This window comes from Prevotella sp. khp7, assembly GCF_900109055.1.
Lineage (GTDB): Bacteria > Bacteroidota > Bacteroidia > Bacteroidales > Bacteroidaceae > Prevotella.
The window spans coordinates 439266-457785 of sequence record NZ_FOIV01000002.1 but is presented as its reverse complement, the minus strand read 5'-3'; the positions used below and the strand labels follow the sequence as shown (position 1 = coordinate 457785).

At 45.4% G+C, this 18520-nt stretch carries 12 protein-coding genes; 4 read left to right on the top strand and 8 right to left on the bottom strand.

What is annotated here, in order from left to right:
• Positions 1-28: 28 nt before the first annotated feature.
• Positions 29-3016: a SusC/RagA family TonB-linked outer membrane protein gene (locus BMX82_RS05580; RefSeq protein WP_410524402.1), complete on the bottom strand. Its 2988-nt coding sequence runs from the start codon at positions 3014-3016 to the stop codon at positions 29-31.
• Positions 3017-3059: 43 nt separating this feature from the next.
• Positions 3060-4385, bottom strand: coding sequence for a glycoside hydrolase family 28 protein (locus tag BMX82_RS05575; RefSeq protein ID WP_091766778.1), 1326 nt, complete (start codon positions 4383-4385; stop codon positions 3060-3062).
• 122 nt (positions 4386-4507) lie between these two features.
• Here BMX82_RS05575 and BMX82_RS05570 point away from each other — a divergent pair, with 122 nt between their 5' ends.
• Positions 4508-5386, top strand: coding sequence for a PfkB family carbohydrate kinase (locus BMX82_RS05570; protein ID WP_036914292.1), 879 nt, complete (start codon positions 4508-4510; stop codon positions 5384-5386).
• Between the two features lies 1 nt (position 5387).
• Here the strand turns inward: BMX82_RS05570 and BMX82_RS05565 are convergent, their stop codons facing one another.
• The gene (locus BMX82_RS05565; protein ID WP_036914294.1) at positions 5388-6617 is read right to left on the bottom strand and encodes a M16 family metallopeptidase; all 1230 of its coding nucleotides are present in this window, start codon (positions 6615-6617) and stop codon (positions 5388-5390) included.
• A gap of 86 nt (positions 6618-6703) precedes the next feature.
• Between BMX82_RS05565 and BMX82_RS05560 the strand changes: the two genes are divergently transcribed.
• Entirely contained in the window at positions 6704-7702 is a 999-nt protein-coding gene (locus BMX82_RS05560) for a carbohydrate kinase family protein (protein ID WP_081911221.1), read from the top strand.
• Positions 7703-7715: 13 nt separating this feature from the next.
• On the top strand, positions 7716-8900 hold the full coding sequence (locus BMX82_RS05555) for an FprA family A-type flavoprotein (protein WP_036914298.1): 1185 nt from the start codon (positions 7716-7718) through the stop codon (positions 8898-8900).
• Between the two features lie 100 nt (positions 8901-9000).
• Here BMX82_RS05555 and BMX82_RS05550 read toward each other — a convergent pair whose 3' ends face one another.
• On the bottom strand, positions 9001-10818 hold the full coding sequence (locus BMX82_RS05550) for a DEAD/DEAH box helicase (protein WP_091766775.1): 1818 nt from the start codon (positions 10816-10818) through the stop codon (positions 9001-9003).
• Positions 10819-10821: 3 nt separating this feature from the next.
• Entirely contained in the window at positions 10822-11622 is an 801-nt protein-coding gene (locus BMX82_RS05545; RefSeq protein ID WP_231622235.1) for a flavodoxin, read from the bottom strand.
• Between the two features lie 81 nt (positions 11623-11703).
• Between BMX82_RS05545 and BMX82_RS05540 the strand changes: the two genes are divergently transcribed.
• On the top strand, positions 11704-12237 hold the full coding sequence (locus BMX82_RS05540; RefSeq protein ID WP_091766772.1) for an LOG family protein: 534 nt from the start codon (positions 11704-11706) through the stop codon (positions 12235-12237).
• Positions 12238-12270: 33 nt separating this feature from the next.
• Here BMX82_RS05540 and BMX82_RS05535 read toward each other — a convergent pair whose 3' ends face one another.
• Genes BMX82_RS05535 through BMX82_RS05525 form a run of 3 tightly spaced genes read right to left on the bottom strand, consistent with a single transcriptional unit; the run spans position 12271 to position 18520 of the window.
• A complete protein-coding gene (locus BMX82_RS05535; RefSeq protein WP_091766769.1) occupies positions 12271-14868 on the bottom strand; it encodes a sugar-binding domain-containing protein in 2598 nt (865 codons plus the stop codon).
• A gap of 28 nt (positions 14869-14896) precedes the next feature.
• Entirely contained in the window at positions 14897-17020 is a 2124-nt protein-coding gene (locus BMX82_RS05530) for a S46 family peptidase (RefSeq protein ID WP_091766766.1), read from the bottom strand.
• A 6-nt stretch (positions 17021-17026) separates the two neighbouring features.
• Positions 17027-18520: an oligosaccharide flippase family protein gene (locus BMX82_RS05525; RefSeq protein WP_091766763.1), complete on the bottom strand. Its 1494-nt coding sequence runs from the start codon at positions 18518-18520 to the stop codon at positions 17027-17029.

Sequence of the window (18520 nt, the reverse complement as noted above, 5' to 3'; positions counted from 1 at the left end):
GCTTGAATCTTATTATATGATAATCACTTTATTTCTTCTTGCCATCACCAAAGTTGATCTTTACACCAACCATGAAGGTACGTGTGTGGGGATAGCGGCTCCAACGGTAGTCGATACCTGGGTCAATACCACCAAGATTAACTTCTGGGTCGAGACCCTTGTAGTTTGTGATTGTGAGAAGGTTGTTAGCTGTACCATAGAGGGTAAGATCCTGAATCCAGTCGTTGAAACAGTTGCGGAATGTGTAGCTCAGAGAGAGCGACTGCAGACGTACATAAGTTCCCTTCTCGATCCAGCGGTCAGATGGAAGTGAGCCAGAAGCATCGCCTACCGGGAAAGACAGGAACTCCTTCAGCACGTTCTTACCATCAGAGAACATCTGGGCGCTGGTGTAGTGAGCACGTGGACCATTGTAAACATCATGGCCGAATACGCCAGTGATGAAGGCATTCAGGTTCCAGTTCTTGTAAGTCAGACTGTTGTTCCAACCAGCATTGAGCTTAGGCTGTGCACAACCAGTGATAGCACGGTCCTTCAGACCAGGATTGTTGGTTGTCTCGCCAGTCTTATTTCCATTCTCATCAAGTACATAGTACTCAGAGCGTCCGTTTACAGTACCTGCATACAGATAAGTGTAGAATGTACCGATTGACTCGCCCTCCATAATGCGCTGAGTCCATCCATTGGCAGAGACACCTGCTACCATAGGATCGCCCTGAGACAGGTTGGTGGTATGATAGGTCTCATTCTGCATCTTGTCTACAGTATTCTTGTTGTGCGACAGGTTGATAGTGGTGCTCCATGTGAAGTCCTTGGTACGAACAGGAACAGCATTCAGCGAGAACTCGATACCCTTATTGGTCATCTCACCTACGTTAGCATCCATATAACCATATACATACTGTGTGGTAGGAACAGGATAGTTCCAGATCAGGTCCTTAGTCTTCTTGTTGTAAACCTCCAAGGTACCATTGATACGTCCACGCAGGAATGCGAAGTCGAGACCGATATTAAGCATAGAGGTGGTCTCCCACTTCAAGTCGGGGTTAGCGTTCTTGGTAGCACCATAAGTACGATAGGTCTTGCCATCGTAAACGAATGTACCAGAAGCGCCATAGGTAGCGTATGAAGAATAAACATCGAATCCCATAGCATTACCGGAAATACCATAGCCGGCGCGCAGCTTCAGGTTATCGAAGATCTTCTGATTCTTCATGAAGCTCTCCTCTGTGATATTCCAGGCTGCTGATACTGAGGGGAATGTACCCCAGCGGTTGTTCTTACCGAATACTGAAGAGCCGTCACGACGAATAGTTGCCTGCAACATGTAGCGACCGTCGAATGAGTAATTGGCACGGCCATAGAACGAGATGTTGCGGACATTCTCTACATAGCCACTTGATACAGAATTCTGAACAGGAAGGATGGTCTGTGCATACGACATATTATACCATGTCAGGTCGTCGTTGTAGTAGCCCTCAACACTCAGGCCGAAGCCGTCGTTGTTCTTCTTCTCCTCCCAAGTGTAACCTGCCATCAGGTCAACCTTGTGCTTACCTGTTGTGAAGCCGTAGTTCAGATAGGTCTCAAAGGTCTGCTCGCGGCCGAAGTAGGTATTGCGGCTGGCCTGACCATTCTTGTTACCGATACCCTCGAGCTGAGAGTTGCGGGTATTATAGGCGCTATAGGTGCTCTGGTAGTTGCTCCAAGAGTAGTTGACATTCCAAAGCAGGTTCTTGATAATCTCGAGAGTTGCCTTACCAATAAACTGGTTACGCTTCCAAACGGTCTCTGATGTATTCTCTTCCATCAGAGCGAGTGGGTTGTAGTTCTTTGAACCAGCACCAACTGTCCATGAGCCATCGGCATTCTTGGCAGCATTGGTTGGAGAGTAGTAGTTCATGGCATCGAGCACTGATGCGCCCTCATTGCCTGTAGGCACACCGAAGTGCTTGCCATACATAGAATTCAGACTCATAGACAATGTGAGGCGGTCCTTCAATGTCTTGGTAGAAACGAGTGAACGGACATTGAAACGGTCCATACCTGTCATCTTGACAACACCCTCACGCTTCATGAGGTTACCGCTGATCATATAGTTGGTACGGCCATTTCCACCGCTGATACCAACGTTGTGGTTGTGGCTGATACCAGTACGGAGCACTTCCTTCTGCCAATCCATGTCGGCACCACCATCCTTCAAAGCAACACCATTCTTTGATGCGTACTCGCGGAGGTCGCTGGCTGAAGCCATGTCATAGGTCTTAAGAATATTGTCGAATGCTACATAACCGTTGTATGTTACGTTTGTCTTCTCTTCGGCACCTTTCTTGGTAGTAATGATAATAACGCCATTGGCAGCCTTAGATCCGTAGATGGCCGTTGCTGTAGCATCACGCAACACGTCGATGCTCTCGATGTCATCGGGAGAAACGATAGAGATGTCAACACCAGGAATACCATCTACTACATAGTATGGTGACATGGCACCTGAACGAAGAGTAGAAGCACCACGCAGTGTGATGGTAGGAGAGCCGTTGGGGTCTGCTGTAGAAGATACAACCAGTCCGGGCACCTTACCCTGAAGCATCTGACCTGGATCGGTGAATACACCCTTATTCAAGTCTTCCGCCTTAACAGTGGTGATAGATGAGGTAACGTCCTTACGGCGCATGGTACCATAACCTACGACAACCACTTCGTTGAGCACCTTGTTGTCTTCCTGAAGAGTGATGATCATGCCGTTTTTGGCAGCGAGGGTTTGTGAGGTGTAGCCTACATAAGAGAAAGTAAGCTGGGCACCCTGTTTTACGGTCAGTGAGAAGTTACCGTCAAAGTCGGTTACTACACCATTAGAGGTTCCTGCCTCGAGTACGCTTACGCCAATGAGAGGCTCACCAGTAGCGTCCAGTACAGTTCCCGACACCTTGTTCTGTGCCAGCATCACCGTACTGCACAACAGAAAGAACACGAAGAACATGGCCTTCTGCGTTCCATGCTTGAGATTTAGGATCATTTGCATAATAAAATAGAGTTAGTATAATTAAAATAAATATTCGTCAGTTAATGACAACTTCTGCATTCTCTGTCATCAGGGGAACAGCCGTCTTAGTCAAGCTGTCCCAGTCTGCACGGATAAAGCCTTCACCTTTGCATGGGCGCTTGTCCATCAACAGAGTTTCACCTTTGTTTATCATGCGTACGTGTACATTATTAAAATAAATATCTTTTACCTTACCAGGTACGTCGCCTCCCACGAAGCAGCCGTTCTCGCTGGTAGCAGTAATGTTATTGAACCAGACGCGGCTCACCTCACCACAGCGGCCCTCAATCTGGCCTTTAGGGAAACGCCAGTTGGCATCCTTGTGGTTTCCGTTAGCACGGGGATATGAGGTAACATAGATTGGCTCGGCCTTACCCCACCACACATCACTCCACAGACGGCAGTCGAGTTGGATGTTTGAGAAAACAACATCCGTCACCGTTCCCTCGTCGCGGTTCTGGATGCCCAATCCACGGTTTGAACCTGTGATAATACAATTATCAAACACTACGTTATAGATTGAATCCATGTTCTCGCTTCCTATCTTGATGGCACAAGAGCGCGAAGACATGACACAGTTGGTGACGGTGATGTCGTGGCAAGAACCGTAACGCTCTGTCTCACGACGGTTCTTCAGACAGATACAGTCGTCGCCCGACGTAATATGGCAATTGCTGATACGAACATTCTTAGAATGATCGAGATCGATACCGTCGCCATTGCGAATCTTGAGATTGTTCAGAAGATTGATTCCATCGATGACAGCCTCGTTACAGCCCACGAGATGTACCGTCCAATATGCTCCTTCCTTGATGGTGACATCGCGGATGGTGAGATTGCTGACATTCATCAGCGTCAGCACATGAGGACGAGGATCGAAAGCCTGATCAGCCAGAGGCTTCAACTCATAGGAGTCTTCCAGCTCTGCCCCCATGAAGGCAATGCCGTTGCCATGAATGGTGCCTTTTCCTGCTATACTGATGTTCTCGGCATCTTCGGCCCAGAGCCACAACATGCCTTCGCCGCGATTCTCACCGAATGCGCTCAGGTGGTAGATGTTCTCATCAGGATTGGCTTTCAAGGTGGCTGTCGCCTCCAGGTAGAGTTCCACGTTACTCTTCAACTGGATAGGGCCTGCCATAAATGTATGATTACGCGGAAACAGCACTCGTCCACCACCCTCAGCAGAGCATTTGTCGATGACACGCTGAATGATCTGAGCGTCGTCTGTCTTACCATCACCCTTGGCTCCAAAAGTAGTCACATCGTAGACGATTTGGCCAACAGATGAAAGCGTCAGCATCATGAGCATACATCCACACAGAAACGTTCGTTTTAACATGATTATATTAGTAGTAACGGGTAAATTTATGTTGCAAAGATAGTATATTTTGTGAATAAAACAAAACATTTCGAATAAAAATAGTATCTTTGCACCCGTTTAATCCATTAAAAGTCGATATAATGACAGATATATGCTGCATAGGACATATCACACGTGACAGAATCATCACTCAAGACCCTCCAAACACGGTTCACTGCGCTGGAGGTTCGGCTTATTACATTGCCTGGGCTTTTCAAGCACTGCCTCATGATGTAGACTTCCACATGGTGACCAGCGTGAGCCATGAGGTAATGCCTGAAGTGGAGAAACTTCGCAAGGCAGGAATCCGTGTGACAGCCTTCGAGAGCGAGACAAACGTGTTCTTCGAGAACAAATATGGCGAGAACATGGACCACCGCACTCAACGGGTGCTAGCCAAGTCGGCGCCCTTCACCATGGAACAACTCAAAGAGGAAAAGGCACGTGTCTTTCATCTCGGTACATTACTGGCAGACGACTTCGCCCCAGAGGTTGTGGAATATCTTGCCACAAAAGGTGATGTATCCATAGATGTGCAGGGATATCTGCGTAAGGTGGTCGGAGAAGAGGTCTCTTCTACGGAATGGACAGACAAGCTTCGGTTGCTGAAGCATACAGCCATCCTAAAAGTAAACGAATGGGAATGCCAGACGCTAACGAGTATTACCAACCCGTTTACGGCCGCAGAGCAGATTCATGACTGGGGCGTTCGTGAGGTAATAATCACCCTTGGTGGCGGTGGCTCGGTAATCTATGCCGAGGGCCAGTTTTATGAGACGCCAGCCTACCCTCCACGCCATCTTGTTGATGCGACAGGATGTGGCGATACTTATAGTGCAGGTTATCTTTATGCACGTGCCAAAGGCATGTCGTATGCTGAGAGCGGGAACTTTGCTGCCGCTATGTGTACTCTGAAACTTGAGCACACCGGACCCTTCTCTCATACAATATACGACGTTTGTAAGATTTTATCGAAATAAGTTATTTGAAAATCAGGGTCAGCAACCGTTCTGGTTTGAACAGTTCGCAGGCCACCTGCTGTATCTCATCGGCTGTTATGGCGTCGATGCGACGATAAAGGGCATCAAGATGGCGTTCTTGTCCATGATGGAGAAAGCTTCTGCCAAAGTCGAGTGCAAACTGTTCGTGATTATCACAGGCAATAGCAATCTGACCTTTCAATTGCCGTTTAGCCGCAGCAAGTTGTCTGTCGCTAAGCGGTTTTTGCATCATACGGTTGAGTTCGTGGCGTACCAAGCGGAGACAACGACGGATATCATTGTGGTCGCAACCGAAGTAAACGCTCCATGCGCCCGTATCAGAATAAGATGTCATTGCGCTTTCAACGGTATAGACCAGTCCATGATGTTCACGGAGCGAGAGGTTCAAACGGGCATTCATGCCAGGACCACCTAGTAAATTATTAAGCAGGTAGAGTGTCATGCGGCGCGGATCCTCATAAGGATAGGACCTGGTGCCAAGCATCACATGGGCCTGATGAGTGTCTTTCTCGAGTGTCAGCGTTTCTGAAATTTCCTCCTTGAAGGATTCATTAATCGCAGGTCTCTCTTTCTGTCTGCCATCCTCTCTGAATTCCTGTTTCTCAAGGTTTCTCACCAGTCGCTTGAAATCAATATCACCATATACAAAGAAGACGGCATTGTCTGGGCGATAGTACCGCTGAACAAAACGGAGTGCATCTGCTGTTGTATAAGAATGAAGGAGGTCGGCCCTGCCAAGGATATTATGACCGAGAGGGTGGCCTTCAAAAAGGATGTTCTCAAACTCGTCGTAGATTAGTTCGGCTGGAGAATCGTTATAACTCTCAATCTCATCGCAAACGACCTCTACTTCTTTATCCATCTCATGCTGAGGATAGGTGCTGTGAAAGACAATATCGGTAAGAACGTCGACTGCACGCAGGAAATGCTCCTTAGAGATGGCGGCATAGAACACCGTATCTTCCTTATTAGTAAAAGCATTTAGTTCACCACCCACACCTTCAAGGGCATTGATAATCTGCAAGGCATTACGCCGCTCTGTCCCTTTGAAAGTCAGATGCTCGCAGAAATGAGCCAGTCCTTCTTCACCAGGAAGTTCATTGCGTGTGCCTGCAGCTATCTGATAACCACAATAGACCACCTGCGACACTGATGGCAGGTGGATGACGCGGAGACCGTTTTTAAGGGTGTAAGTGTTATATTTTGTCATTTCGGCTGCAAAGTTACTCAAAATCATTCGATTTCTCGTGGGAACTTCGATTTTTTTCGTATCTTTGCAGCCATAACTAAAAGAATATGCGAAAAGTAATAGGTATTGGCGAGACAATTCTCGATATCATTTTCAAGGATGAACAGCCTATAGGAGCTGTACCTGGCGGCTCTATGTTCAATGGTCTGATTTCATTAGGGCGTGTGGGCATGGATGTGACATTTATCAGTGAGACGGGCGACGACCGTGTGGGGCAGCGTATTATCCGTTTTCTGGAGGACAATCACGTCGATGCCAGTAGCGTAAGCATCTATCCGGAATCAAAGTCACCTATATCTCTGGCTTTCCTGAATGAGAACAACGATGCGGAGTATATTTTCTATAAAGACCATCCTCACGACAGACTGGAGATGATTTACCCCGACATTCATTCTGATGATATCGTGATGTTCGGCTCTTTCTATGCCGTAAACCCTGTTATCCGACAACAGATGGCGGCTTTTCTGGAGCACGCTCACAATTGCGGCGCCATTCTTTATTACGACGTGAACTTTCGCGCCTCTCACCGTGACGATCTAATGAGAGTCAAGCCCAACCTGCTTGAGAATTTTGAGTATACAGACATTATTCGTGGCAGTACGGAGGATTTTGAGGTGATGTATAATAAAAAAGACGCAGAATCAATCTATCGCTCAGAGATATCTTTCTATTGTAAGAACTTCATCTATACACAAGGAGCAGAGCCTTTGGAAGTGCGTGGCGCAGGGGGCTTCTGTCGCCAATATCCCGCAATGCAGTCTGAAACTGTCAGCACGATTGGAGCTGGCGACAACTTCAATGCAGGGTTCGTCTATGGAATTATTAAGTACGGTGTTACCCGTGAGATGCTGGAACACGGTCTTCCTGAAGAGCTGTGGGACAAAATAGTAGATGAGGCTCAGCAGTTTGCCGCAAACGTATGCCAAAGCATCAACAACAGTGTGGACCAAGTGTTTGCCGACCTGAAAAAACAAGAGCTCTTGGACGAGCCAAGCGGCAAAGCCGAGCGGGAGGCATGCCTGGAGGAATTGGAAAAGAATAACTAAAAATGATAAATTTATGAAGGAAATTATCAACAAAATCTACTATGTAGGTGTCAACGATCGTAACAAGAACCTCTTTGAAGGTTTGTGGCCATTGCCAAATGGCGTGTCTTATAACTCTTATCTGATTGATGATGAGAAAGTGTGTCTGATTGATACTGTCGAGGTAGATTTCTTCGTGCAGTTTCTTGAAAACATACATGAGGTCATCGGCGATCGCAAAATTGACTATCTGGTTATCAACCACATGGAACCTGACCATAGCGGCAGTCTTGCACTGATTAGGAAATATTATCCAGAGATTCAGATTATCGGTAATAAAAAGACATTCCAGATGGCCGAAGGTTTCTATGGCGTCATTGACGGTCTGTTAGAGGTCAAGAACGGTGATACGCTGGAACTTGGTAGTCACACGCTGAACTTCGTGATGACTCCGATGGTGCATTGGCCTGAGACGATGGTAACACTGGAATCGGTAAGCCACGTCCTCTTCTCTGGTGACGCTTTCGGATGCTTCGGTGCTTTGAATGGCGGTGTTGTGGATTCTCAGATCAATACTGATACATTCTGGTTGGAAATGGTGCGATACTATTCAAATATCGTTGGCAAATACGGAACTCCCGTGCAGAACGCCTTGAAGAAACTTGAAGGCATTCAGTTGGATTATCTCTGTGCTACACATGGTCCAGTATGGCATGAATATGTTGAAAAGGTAATAGGTATCTATGACACGCTCTCAAAGTATGAGACAGAGCCAGGACTTGTCATCTGCTATGGTACGATGTATGGAAATACTGAACGTGCCGCAGAAGTTATAGCCCGTGCGGCTTCTGAGGCTGGCGTAAAGAACATTGTGATGTATAATGTCTCAAAGACTCACCATAGCTATATTATACGTGACGTGTTCCGCTACAAAGGTCTGATTGTAGGCGCTCCTACATATAATACAGGGCTTTATCACGAGATGGACGTGCTGCTTTCGGAACTAGCAGGGAAGGACATTAAGAACCACTATCTCGGATGGTTCGGCTCTTTCGGCTGGGCGTCAAAGGCTGTAGCTGAGATTCAGAAATGGAACGATGAGCGTCTTCACTTCGAGGCTGTAGGAGAACCTGTAGAGATTAAGCAATCCCTCACCCCCGAGACTAAAGCCCAATGCGAAGCTCTCGGCCATGCCATGGCAGAAAAACTTAAGCAATAAAACTGTATTGTCTTGTTTTTGCTGACTTAGACGTCACCTTTCCTTATTACAAGCGGTCTGTACTACCGATACAGACCGCTTGTAATGGATAAGGGGCTATTTATTTCTTTTTCTTACGAGGCTTGCGCATGGCCCAACCTTCTTCAGTGAAATCAGGCTCTGGCCCTTTTAAATCACGAGCACCTCTACCCTTGCCTTGCGAACGACCCTCGGATGAGCGCATCAAGCTACGCCAATCGTCTTTCTTCTGGCGTTTGGAGGTTGATGATGACTTACCTTCAGGCACTTTTCCGCCTTCGTCTGCATCATTACAACGAACCGTTCTTCCCTTATATCTGATGCCAGACAACTGTATCATCACCTTCTTGGCATCCTTTTCCGGTACCTCAAAGTAAGAAATGGTATCAAGCAGGTCGATATGCCCCACCTCTTGACGTCCGCCAACGAAGCGGTTCAATGTCTGCATCAGTTCACCAGGATAGAAACCATCACGCTTACCGAGATTAATGAAAAGTCGCTTATAACCCTTTGCTGCTTTGTTCTGCAGCTTTTGCTTGTCGCTCTGAGGCTTTCTTTCCTTCCTGTCTGGTACAACCGCCTCAATCTCTGGTGCTTCGGCATAATAGGCCAGAAACTTTCCAAACTCCAATGATACAATCTTCTTGATAAGCTCTTCTTTATCGATATATTCGAAATAGCGATTGATATCTTGCATGAAAGGAGCTATCTCTTCATCATCTACGTCGGTCTTCACAATCTGGTCCATCACTTTATAGAGCTGTTTCTTGCAAATCTCTTCTGCCGATGGAATCTCAGCCTTCACAAACTCCTTACCAATTTCCTTCTCGATATTGCGAATCTTAAACTTCTCGCGGCTATGAACAATCGAAATAGAAGTTCCCTTCTTGCCAGCACGGCCTGTACGACCAGAGCGATGGGTATAGTTCTCGATATCATCGGGCAGTCCGAAGTTGATGACATGTGTCAGATCGTCCACATCCAGTCCGCGAGCAGCCACATCTGTGGCTACTAGCAGTTGTGTCAAATGGTTGCGGAATTTCTGCATCGTCAGGTCTCGTTGTTGCTGACTCAGGTCACCATGTAGTGACTCTGCATTATATCCGTCTTTGATGAGTTTGTCGGCAATCTCCTGTGTCTCGACTTTTGTACGACAGAAGATGATGGCGAAGATGCGGGGGTAATAGTCGACAATACGCTTCAAAGCGAGGTATTTGTCTTTGGCGTTCACCATATAATAAATATGGTTTACGCTCTCGGCTCCTTCGTTGCGACTACCTACCACAATCTCCTTGTAGTCGTGCAGGTATTTCTTAGCCACACGTTCCACCTCTTTACTCATCGTGGCAGAGAACATCAGCGTGTGATGATTAGCAGACAATGATTCAAAAATCTCGTTGATACTGTCTGAAAATCCCATGTTCAGCATTTCGTCAGCCTCGTCAAGCACAATATTCGTTACTTGTCCAAGTTGGGCTTTGCCACGATGCATCAGGTCGACAAGTCGTCCAGGAGTTGCCACGATAATCTGCACGCCTTTCTTTAAGGCACGTACCTGTGGCTCTATAGCAGCACCGCCGTAAACAGCCTCAACATGGACACCATCCATGTATTTGGCAAAATCGCGGATATCATCTGCTATCTGTAAGCACAGTTCTCGCGTAGGCGAGAGCACCAGTGCCTGGGTATCGCGCCATGATGTGTCTATGCGCTCCAACAAGGGAATACCAAATGCTGCGGTCTTACCTGTTCCCGTTTGCGCCAAAGCGATTACATCATTCTGATTCTCCAACAAATAGGGAATCACCGCCTCCTGTACAGGCATTGGCTGTACAAAACCTAATTCATCGATGGCCTTGCGAATTGCCTCACAAACGCCAAGTTCTTCAAATGTCTTCATCTATTATCTTACAACTTCAGTAAATTCCGGCTTTGCCCCTTCTTCCTTACCCACCGTTACAAAGATGGTAGAGACAGCCTCTTCACCGTTCATACCGCGACCCTTCACCGTAAATTGATAATCGGTGCTATCGTCAGTAATACGTTTGCCAACGGTTGAGGGGGTACCAAGAGGGAACTGGTAACTCGAGCAGGCGGCATCAAAGATAGCTTTCTCCTCTTCAGTTACAGGCTGCTGAGCGGAATACTCAGGTAACTTGGAAACGACTCCCTCTTTATATCCGTTCTCTTTCAGGAAACGGTCAAGTTCTTTTGCAGCAGCGTCCACTCTAGCAGCACGGACACCATAACCTTTCTGGATCTTTGCATTGGGCAGGGCTTTCTTTAAATCTGCAGAAGAAGTGTTCAGCCCACCACTACCGAATGAGCAGAATGGCACAATGGTTTTCCCGTCAAAGTTCTGCTCTTTCAGGAGAGTAGCAATCGGAAGAGCGTATGTACCGCCCCAAATGGGATAACCTAGAAAAATTATGTCGTAATCCGCAATGTTCGACTTAAGAGGCTTCAAAGCTGGCATCTGACCACTCTGTCTCTCTTTATTGCTGCGCTGTATAGTTGCCTGAAAGTCTCCAGAATAAGGCTCTACAGCCTCAATACTTTCAATATCAGCACCTAACTGTTTCTGCAGTTCTTCTGCTACGACTTTTGTTGTTCCACCTTCGGAAAAATAAAGCACTAGTTTCTTTTGTGCATAACCTGCTGTTATGCATGTTGTCATTACGAGTGATAATAATAGTTTCTTCATAAGTTATTGTTTTGTGGGTTTATTGTTTAATTTCTATTTCGCTTGCAAAGATACAAAAATATTTGTAACTTTGCAAACATTATGAAGATATGTGTATTTTGTTCTGCTAATGAGCAGATTGATCCTGAGTTTTTTGCGATGACAGAAGAACTTGGGAAATGGGCCGCCACCAACAATCACAGCATTGTTTATGGCGGTGTGAACCAAGGGCTTATGGAGTGTTTGGCTAAAGCAACAAAGAAGGATGGAGGCCGCACGATAGGTGTCGTGCCTATGATGGTGGAAAAGAGTGGACGCACAAGCGACTATGTAGATGTGGAGATTCCTTGCGATAATCTCACAGACCGCAAACAACTGATGATGGATCAGAGCGATGTGTTTATCGCCCTTCCTGGAGGCATCGGCACTATTGACGAAGTGTTTACCGTTGCAGCATCAGCAACAATCGGGTATCATCAGAAGATGGTCATTCTGTATAATATGAAGGGCTTTTGGAACCATTTGGTTGCCCTACTTGACGATTTGCAGGCAAAAGGAATGATTCGCGGTGATTGGCACCAGTATATAAAAACAGCTAATTCCCTCGAAGAAATCAGCCAAATGATAAAAGCTTAGAGCCTTGCAAGTAGCAAGGCTCTTTCTTTTCAATTAATAAGGTGAAATGTTATTCAGTTCACCTATTTTACCCTCAACAACAGGATTCGTCATAAGTTTCTTGAAGTCTTCAAGGGTAATCTGGGTCTTTGGAGTAAAGTCCTCGGAAGTCATGTATTCCAAGACACTGCGATAGAAGGCGCGGCCTTCTGGATAGGATGTGGCAGCCTCAAGATCGGCCATACATACCAGTAACTTGCCTTTATCCACTTGAAATTCGAAGACAAGGCCGAGTTTATGATTACGTTCCACGTTATCGATAACCTGTATGATAGGACGATAGTCAGGGCTAGTATTGTCGAGTATCATCGGATGACTGGCTTTGACAATAGGAAACCATTGCCAATTGGTATGCATTTCTGTAGGAAAACCATTAAATATGGGGTGATTCGGATCTGTCAAAATACCTAGGGTTCCTGGTGAAACAGGCTTTTTATTATTCTCGGAAATGGTTTTGAACATACGATAGTTCCAATAATCGGTGGTAAAGAGTCCGCCAACACAGAGATCGGTAGAATCAGGCATTAACAATACGCTCTTACCTTTCTGCAGCTGACTAATGGCAATATCGTTAAGCTCATTCGTCACCATTACCAAACTCTCCAGTTTACTCAAATCACTCCAAGCTGGATAAACCCAGAGATCGTAAGTATTGTGATAGGGTGCACCGAAATACTCCGTTTCGCCTATAGAAAGGCTGAGCTGCAGTTTGGTTGGCTTGTCAAAGGCAGAGAGGTCGATGCAGAGCTCTCCAGCAGTAAAAAGCCCTTCTGTAGAAGGCAGTAGAATATTTCCTGATGCAACGCCTTTCGAGTTAGAAGTCAGTTGCCAGCATAGCGTCTTTCCATTCAACGATTCCCCACTATAGTTAGCTACTTGAATCCAAGCTCTGATGCCTTCTTGGTTGGTGAAACAAAATCTGTCGGCTATGAGTAGCGGTACTACAGGGGCGCACCACTGTCGCCACTCACGCTCCGTACAAATGCCTTTCGGTTCCATAAAGGCATTGAGAATACCCACGTAAGCAGAGCCTTGCCCAGGATAATCTTGCAAATCAAGAAGCTGGAAACCTGCCATGTTTCTAGTGCGCAAATCCATCTCTATGTCCTGTTTATAGAGCTGGAGCGACCAGAGTCCGCTTGCCTTATGAAAGTCTTTTGCTTGATCTAACATACCAGCCTTCTCTAGGCGATTGCGGAACACCTCCATATTATAAGGATAAAGCACACCTGTGTATTTCTTGATTTCATCGTAATCGGGATAAGTCTGGAATTGAGCCGTTTCGTGTGAAATGACAGGAACGGCCTTAGTCCATGCAGTCCCTTCTGGGTAGGCTAATTGACAGCCTTCCTCAAAGTTCATCATCGTATTAGGATAAAAATGATTTATAACACCACCGTCAGCGGCATCTGCAAACGAGAACGAGCCTCGGGTGTGGGTGTTATAATTTCCCCATCCCTCACCACCTACACGACAAGTGGTAAAATAATCCATTCCTTTTTTCACGCCTTGATAACCCAAATAGTAATTGGAGCCGAAAGTATAAAACTTGTCGGGGGCAATCTTGCGGAAATCTTCGACGAATTCTGCCATTTTTTCTATTGAGCCCCAAAGTTCGTTGCCGAGTGCAAACATACGAAACGAAGGATGATGACCATAGGTTCGCAATATATTCACTCCTTCTTTATGTAGGAAGGTCATCAGCGTATCGTCTTGCTCATCAAAGCTACCCCAGAAGGGAAGTTCGGGCTGCATGATAATGCCCAACTCATCAGCAGCTACGAATGCTGCCTCTGGCGGACACCAGGAATGAAAACGGATGTGGTTAATACCATATGCACCACAAGTGCCAAGATATTTCCTCCACGACTCTACATCCATTGCCACATGACCTGTCAACGGCCATACACAAGCATCGTGCTTACCCCTTAAATAGATGACATGTCCATTAGCATAGAAATGCTGGCCTTCGATATGGAAATCACGGAAGTTCTGGTGTACTACTTTTACCTGTGACGGTGAAGGAAGTTGTATTGACAGTTCGATTTTACCGATGATACCATTCCAGTTTGTTTGAGTGCTCTCGGTATAGGCGTGACTACTTTCGTAAAGTTGCTTAGGCACTCCGTAACCATTATCAATCATGATGGTAAGCTGGTGCTTACCAGGTTTGAGCCATTTGGAGAGTTCAAATACCTGAGGAGTAGATATATCGTTTGAGGAAGCTGCGAATTTTCCATCCACATAAACTTCCGATGGCTTTGTACGTTCCAGAGTCAGATAAACAGGCTTACCTTTCCAAGAAACAGGGATATCCACCTCTTTCTGATACCACGCTCGTCCCTTGTACGACCAAAGTCGCGATAATTGGGTGGTTTCCTCACTTCTTGCAGTATAATCACCCTTCTTATTGGTATCGGTTGTTCCTGGCAGTTGGATTGTTTCCGTTAATTGAGTCCCTGCCTGGATTGTTTTGTTACGATCAAGAGCGAACAGCCAAGTGCCACTCAGATCAATGTATTTCGGCAGAGCCTCCGCCTGCATATTCAGGCAGAGGCCAGCCATTAGTAGTATAGTAGTTAGTTTTTTCATTCGGTCTTCAGTTTCTTTTATTCCTCACTCATCTTGCGCCAATCTCCTTAATTAATCTGTCGGCCTTACCCCAGCTTTCCATCATATAGAGCACGTAACGGATGTCTACACCGATACAGCGGGCCAATTGTGAGTCGAAGAAAATGTCAGAACTCAGGCTATCCCAATTGCCGTCAAAAGCGAGACCTATAAGTTCACCTTTGCCATTAAACATAGGTGAGCCAGAGTTTCCACCTGTTATGTCATTGTTTGAAAGGAAGCAAAGATGCATCTTACCCGTAGTCTTATCAGTATATTTGCCAAAATCCTTCGCAGAGAGCAGTTCCTTCATGATAGGTTCTGCCTCATAGTCGATTACCCCTTGCTCTCCTTGCTTCATTTTCTCAACAATACTCTCAGCAGTAGTGTAATAACCTGAGGGCTTGCCTGCCAACAGATATTCACCCACCTGGCCATAAGAGAGACGCATAGTGAAGTTGGCATCGCTATAGTTAGGCATATCCTCTTCCATGCGTAATTTGGCAGCACAGAGGTAACGTTCCTGAATATCGATAGAATCAATAGTTGAAATAATGTCAGTCCGTATATCGGCAAGGGTACTGATAAGGCTTTCGCCATACATCACCGCAGGATCCTTATGATATCCCTTCTTATTTACATAGATTTTCTTGCCACTTTTCATTAGTTTCGACTTCTTATAAAGCTCATTTACGAACTTCTGATAGTCACCCTTATAGTCGTGATCGATAATATTATAGAAGTCGGGCTGATATTTTATTTCCACCTGATCACGATAGTGCTTCAGCAGGGCTGCAAGAATCTCACGGTCTGTATCATAGTCCCACTCATCAGAATTGTTCTTAAACTCGATATAGTTGCTCTTGGGCTTACCATCTTTGCCTTTAATGATGGCGCCATTCTGTACACGAACAGCCCTACGGGTCATCTCATCGGTGTTGCGTCTACCAAAAGTCTCATTATAGAAAGTCAATGCTCGCACGGCATTAAAGCGCCTCTCATAAAGCTTTTCTAGCTTTTCAAAGTCGAGTTTACCCATCAAAAAGCCTGTAGAATCCTGCCACTGGCGAATTTTCTGTTCAAACTGTGCCTTCTGTTGGATAAGTCCGATGGAGTCGATACATTTGTTCATTCCGATGGAGTTCTTCCAGTAATTGGAACTCTGAGCGTATTTTGAGTCGTACTTAATACGTACAGCCTCGTCAGCACGCATATGACGAATCATAATATCCTGCTTTACCTCACGAGTCTGGTAACGGGGTTTGTTCTCTGCATCGCGACGTTCCTTAATACCATAGCTCGACAAATAGCGGCTTGTACTACCAGGATAGCCTATAGTCATAGAGAAAGAACCTGGCACATAGCCTTGCAATGAAACTGGCGCCCACATTCTAGGTTTCATCGGCACATTGTCTTTAGAATATTTTGCAGGTCCACCCGTCTTAGGGTCTACATAAACACGAAATACAGAAAAGTCGCAAGTCTGACGAGGCCACATCCAATTGTCGGTCTCACCACCAAATTTACCCATTGACTTGGGTAAGGCAAACACCAAGCGAACATCATGATAGTCGCGATAGGTGGTAAGATAATACTGATTCCCTTCGTAAAAAGGCTTGATTTCCACACGCAACGTTGAATCTTGCTTTGCAATTTCTTTCAACATCACATTCTCTATGGAATCAACAAAATGCGAGCGTTCCGCCTCTGCCAATTTGTTCAGTCCCAATGAATCAAGATAAGCAGTAATATCCTTTTGCTCCACCATAAAACTGACAAAGAGGTCCTCATTAGGCAGTTCCTCCTCGTAGCTATTGGAAACAAAACCATTAAGCATGTAGTCGTGCTCTACTGTAGAATGGCTGCGTATGGCCTCAAAGCCACAATGATGGTTAGTGAAAACCAATCCGTTAGGTGATACTACAACACCAGAGCAATAACCACCAAAGTTAACAACGCAGTTCTTAATAGCATTATCGCCTTGATAAAGCGCGCTATAAGGAAGTTCAAAATTCTCCTGCTTCATCGTCTCGTAGACAGCATTCGGCAGGTTGTAAAGTGTCCACATGCCTTCATCTGCGTGAACTGATGAAAGACTACATATTAACACTAATGTAAAAAGTAATTTTTTCATATCTTGTTATTTTTTGAATTTCTTTCCGATAACGGGAATACTGCTGAGTGGAAAGTCTTTTTTTACCAGATAAGCAACAAAGACTCCTACCAATAAGGTATTCACAGATATGGCCAGCCAGGTCATCAGCAAATTGTTTGATATCTGGATACCAACAAAGAGAAGGATGGCTATTAACAGATAAACAGTCATGTCCTTAATCGGATAAGCAATAGGGTAGTATCGCTGGCCTATAAAGTAGGATAGGACCATCGAAGTCGCGTATGCCGCAAATCCTGCCCACGCACATGCCATATAACTAAAACTGGGAATCATCAAAACATCTATCGTTATGAGTACCACGGCTCCGATACCAGAGAAGTACGCTCCCCATATTGTTCTGTCTGTGAGTTTGTACCAAAATGAGAGATTGAAGAATACACCAAACATAATCTCTGCTGCCATTACAATAGGTACAACACGAAGCCCCTCCCAATAGGTTTCGCCAACCACATATTTAAGAATGTCAAGATAGCCCATCACCACTAGGAAAGCCAATAACGTAAATATCAGATAAAACTTCATGGCCTGAGCATACATCTCCCGATTATCCTTTTCTTTTGATTTTCCAAACACAAAAGGCTCATAGGCGAAACGAAAAGCCTGAGTTATCATCACCATAATCATGGCTATTTTTATACATGCTCCATAGATACCAAGTTGCTCGCGTGCCTCATCCTGCGATCCATCGAAAAGGTAGGGGAAAAGTATTTGTGAAGCAGCCTGATTCAATTGTCCCGCCAATCCCATCACGAGTAGCGGCCAAGTATAAGTAAGCATACGCTTGCATGTAGCCTTCTCGATTCTAAAGGAATTCGTCCCCCACTCTTTCCAGAGCAGCAATAAAGTGACAATTGTACATAACAAGTTAATATAGAAAACAAAAGCCACATCAAGTGTAAACTGCTCATCATAGATACCAAATAGATTCAGTTTCAGGGCAGGTAATACAATAAGATATAGAATATTAAGCGTAATGTTCATCAGAATGTTTATAACCTTCAGCAAGGCAAAACGCAGGGGTTTGTGTAGATATCGTAAATAGGCAAACGGGATTGCCATAAATGCGTCGATGGCAACAGTGGCATACATCACCCCTATATACTCCGGATGGTCAGCATAACCTGCGGCACTTGCTATCGGATGTAGAAACAATAAAACCAGAATTGTCGAGATAAGTGATGTCATCATCACCATTGCCAATGTGGTAGAATAGACCTTCTTAGGATCCTCACCCTCTTTGCTCATAAAGCGAAAGAAAGTGGTCTCCATACCAAAGGTCAGTAGGATGATAAGTATCGACACATAAGCATAGACATTTGTGATAATACCATATTCTCCTCCAGACGCTGCGAATCGTACCGTCTGGATAGGTACCAACAGATAATTGATAAATCGGGCAACAATACTACTCAGCCCATAAATCGCCGTGTCTTTTGCTAATGATTTTAGATTTGCCAT

What these genes read in the sequence shown, in the direction of transcription:
- BMX82_RS05580 (WP_410524402.1), bottom strand. Translation starts at nt 3,016, where the DNA reads ATGATCCTAAATCTCAAGCATGGAACGCAGAAGGCCATGTTCTTCGTG.
- BMX82_RS05575 (WP_091766778.1), bottom strand. Translation starts at nt 4,385, where the DNA reads ATGTTAAAACGAACGTTTCTGTGTGGATGTATGCTCATGATGCTGACG.
- BMX82_RS05570 (WP_036914292.1), top strand. Translation starts at nt 4,508, where the DNA reads ATGACAGATATATGCTGCATAGGACATATCACACGTGACAGAATCATC.
- BMX82_RS05565 (WP_036914294.1), bottom strand. Translation starts at nt 6,617, where the DNA reads ATGACAAAATATAACACTTACACCCTTAAAAACGGTCTCCGCGTCATC.
- BMX82_RS05560 (WP_081911221.1), top strand. Translation starts at nt 6,704, where the DNA reads ATGCGAAAAGTAATAGGTATTGGCGAGACAATTCTCGATATCATTTTC.
- BMX82_RS05555 (WP_036914298.1), top strand. Translation starts at nt 7,716, where the DNA reads ATGAAGGAAATTATCAACAAAATCTACTATGTAGGTGTCAACGATCGT.
- BMX82_RS05550 (WP_091766775.1), bottom strand. Translation starts at nt 10,818, where the DNA reads ATGAAGACATTTGAAGAACTTGGCGTTTGTGAGGCAATTCGCAAGGCC.
- BMX82_RS05545 (WP_231622235.1), bottom strand. Translation starts at nt 11,622, where the DNA reads ATGAAGAAACTATTATTATCACTCGTAATGACAACATGCATAACAGCA.
- BMX82_RS05540 (WP_091766772.1), top strand. Translation starts at nt 11,704, where the DNA reads ATGAAGATATGTGTATTTTGTTCTGCTAATGAGCAGATTGATCCTGAG.
- BMX82_RS05535 (WP_091766769.1), bottom strand. Translation starts at nt 14,868, where the DNA reads ATGAAAAAACTAACTACTATACTACTAATGGCTGGCCTCTGCCTGAAT.
- BMX82_RS05530 (WP_091766766.1), bottom strand. Translation starts at nt 17,020, where the DNA reads ATGAAAAAATTACTTTTTACATTAGTGTTAATATGTAGTCTTTCATCA.
- BMX82_RS05525 (WP_091766763.1), bottom strand. Translation starts at nt 18,520, where the DNA reads ATGGCAAATCTAAAATCATTAGCAAAAGACACGGCGATTTATGGGCTG.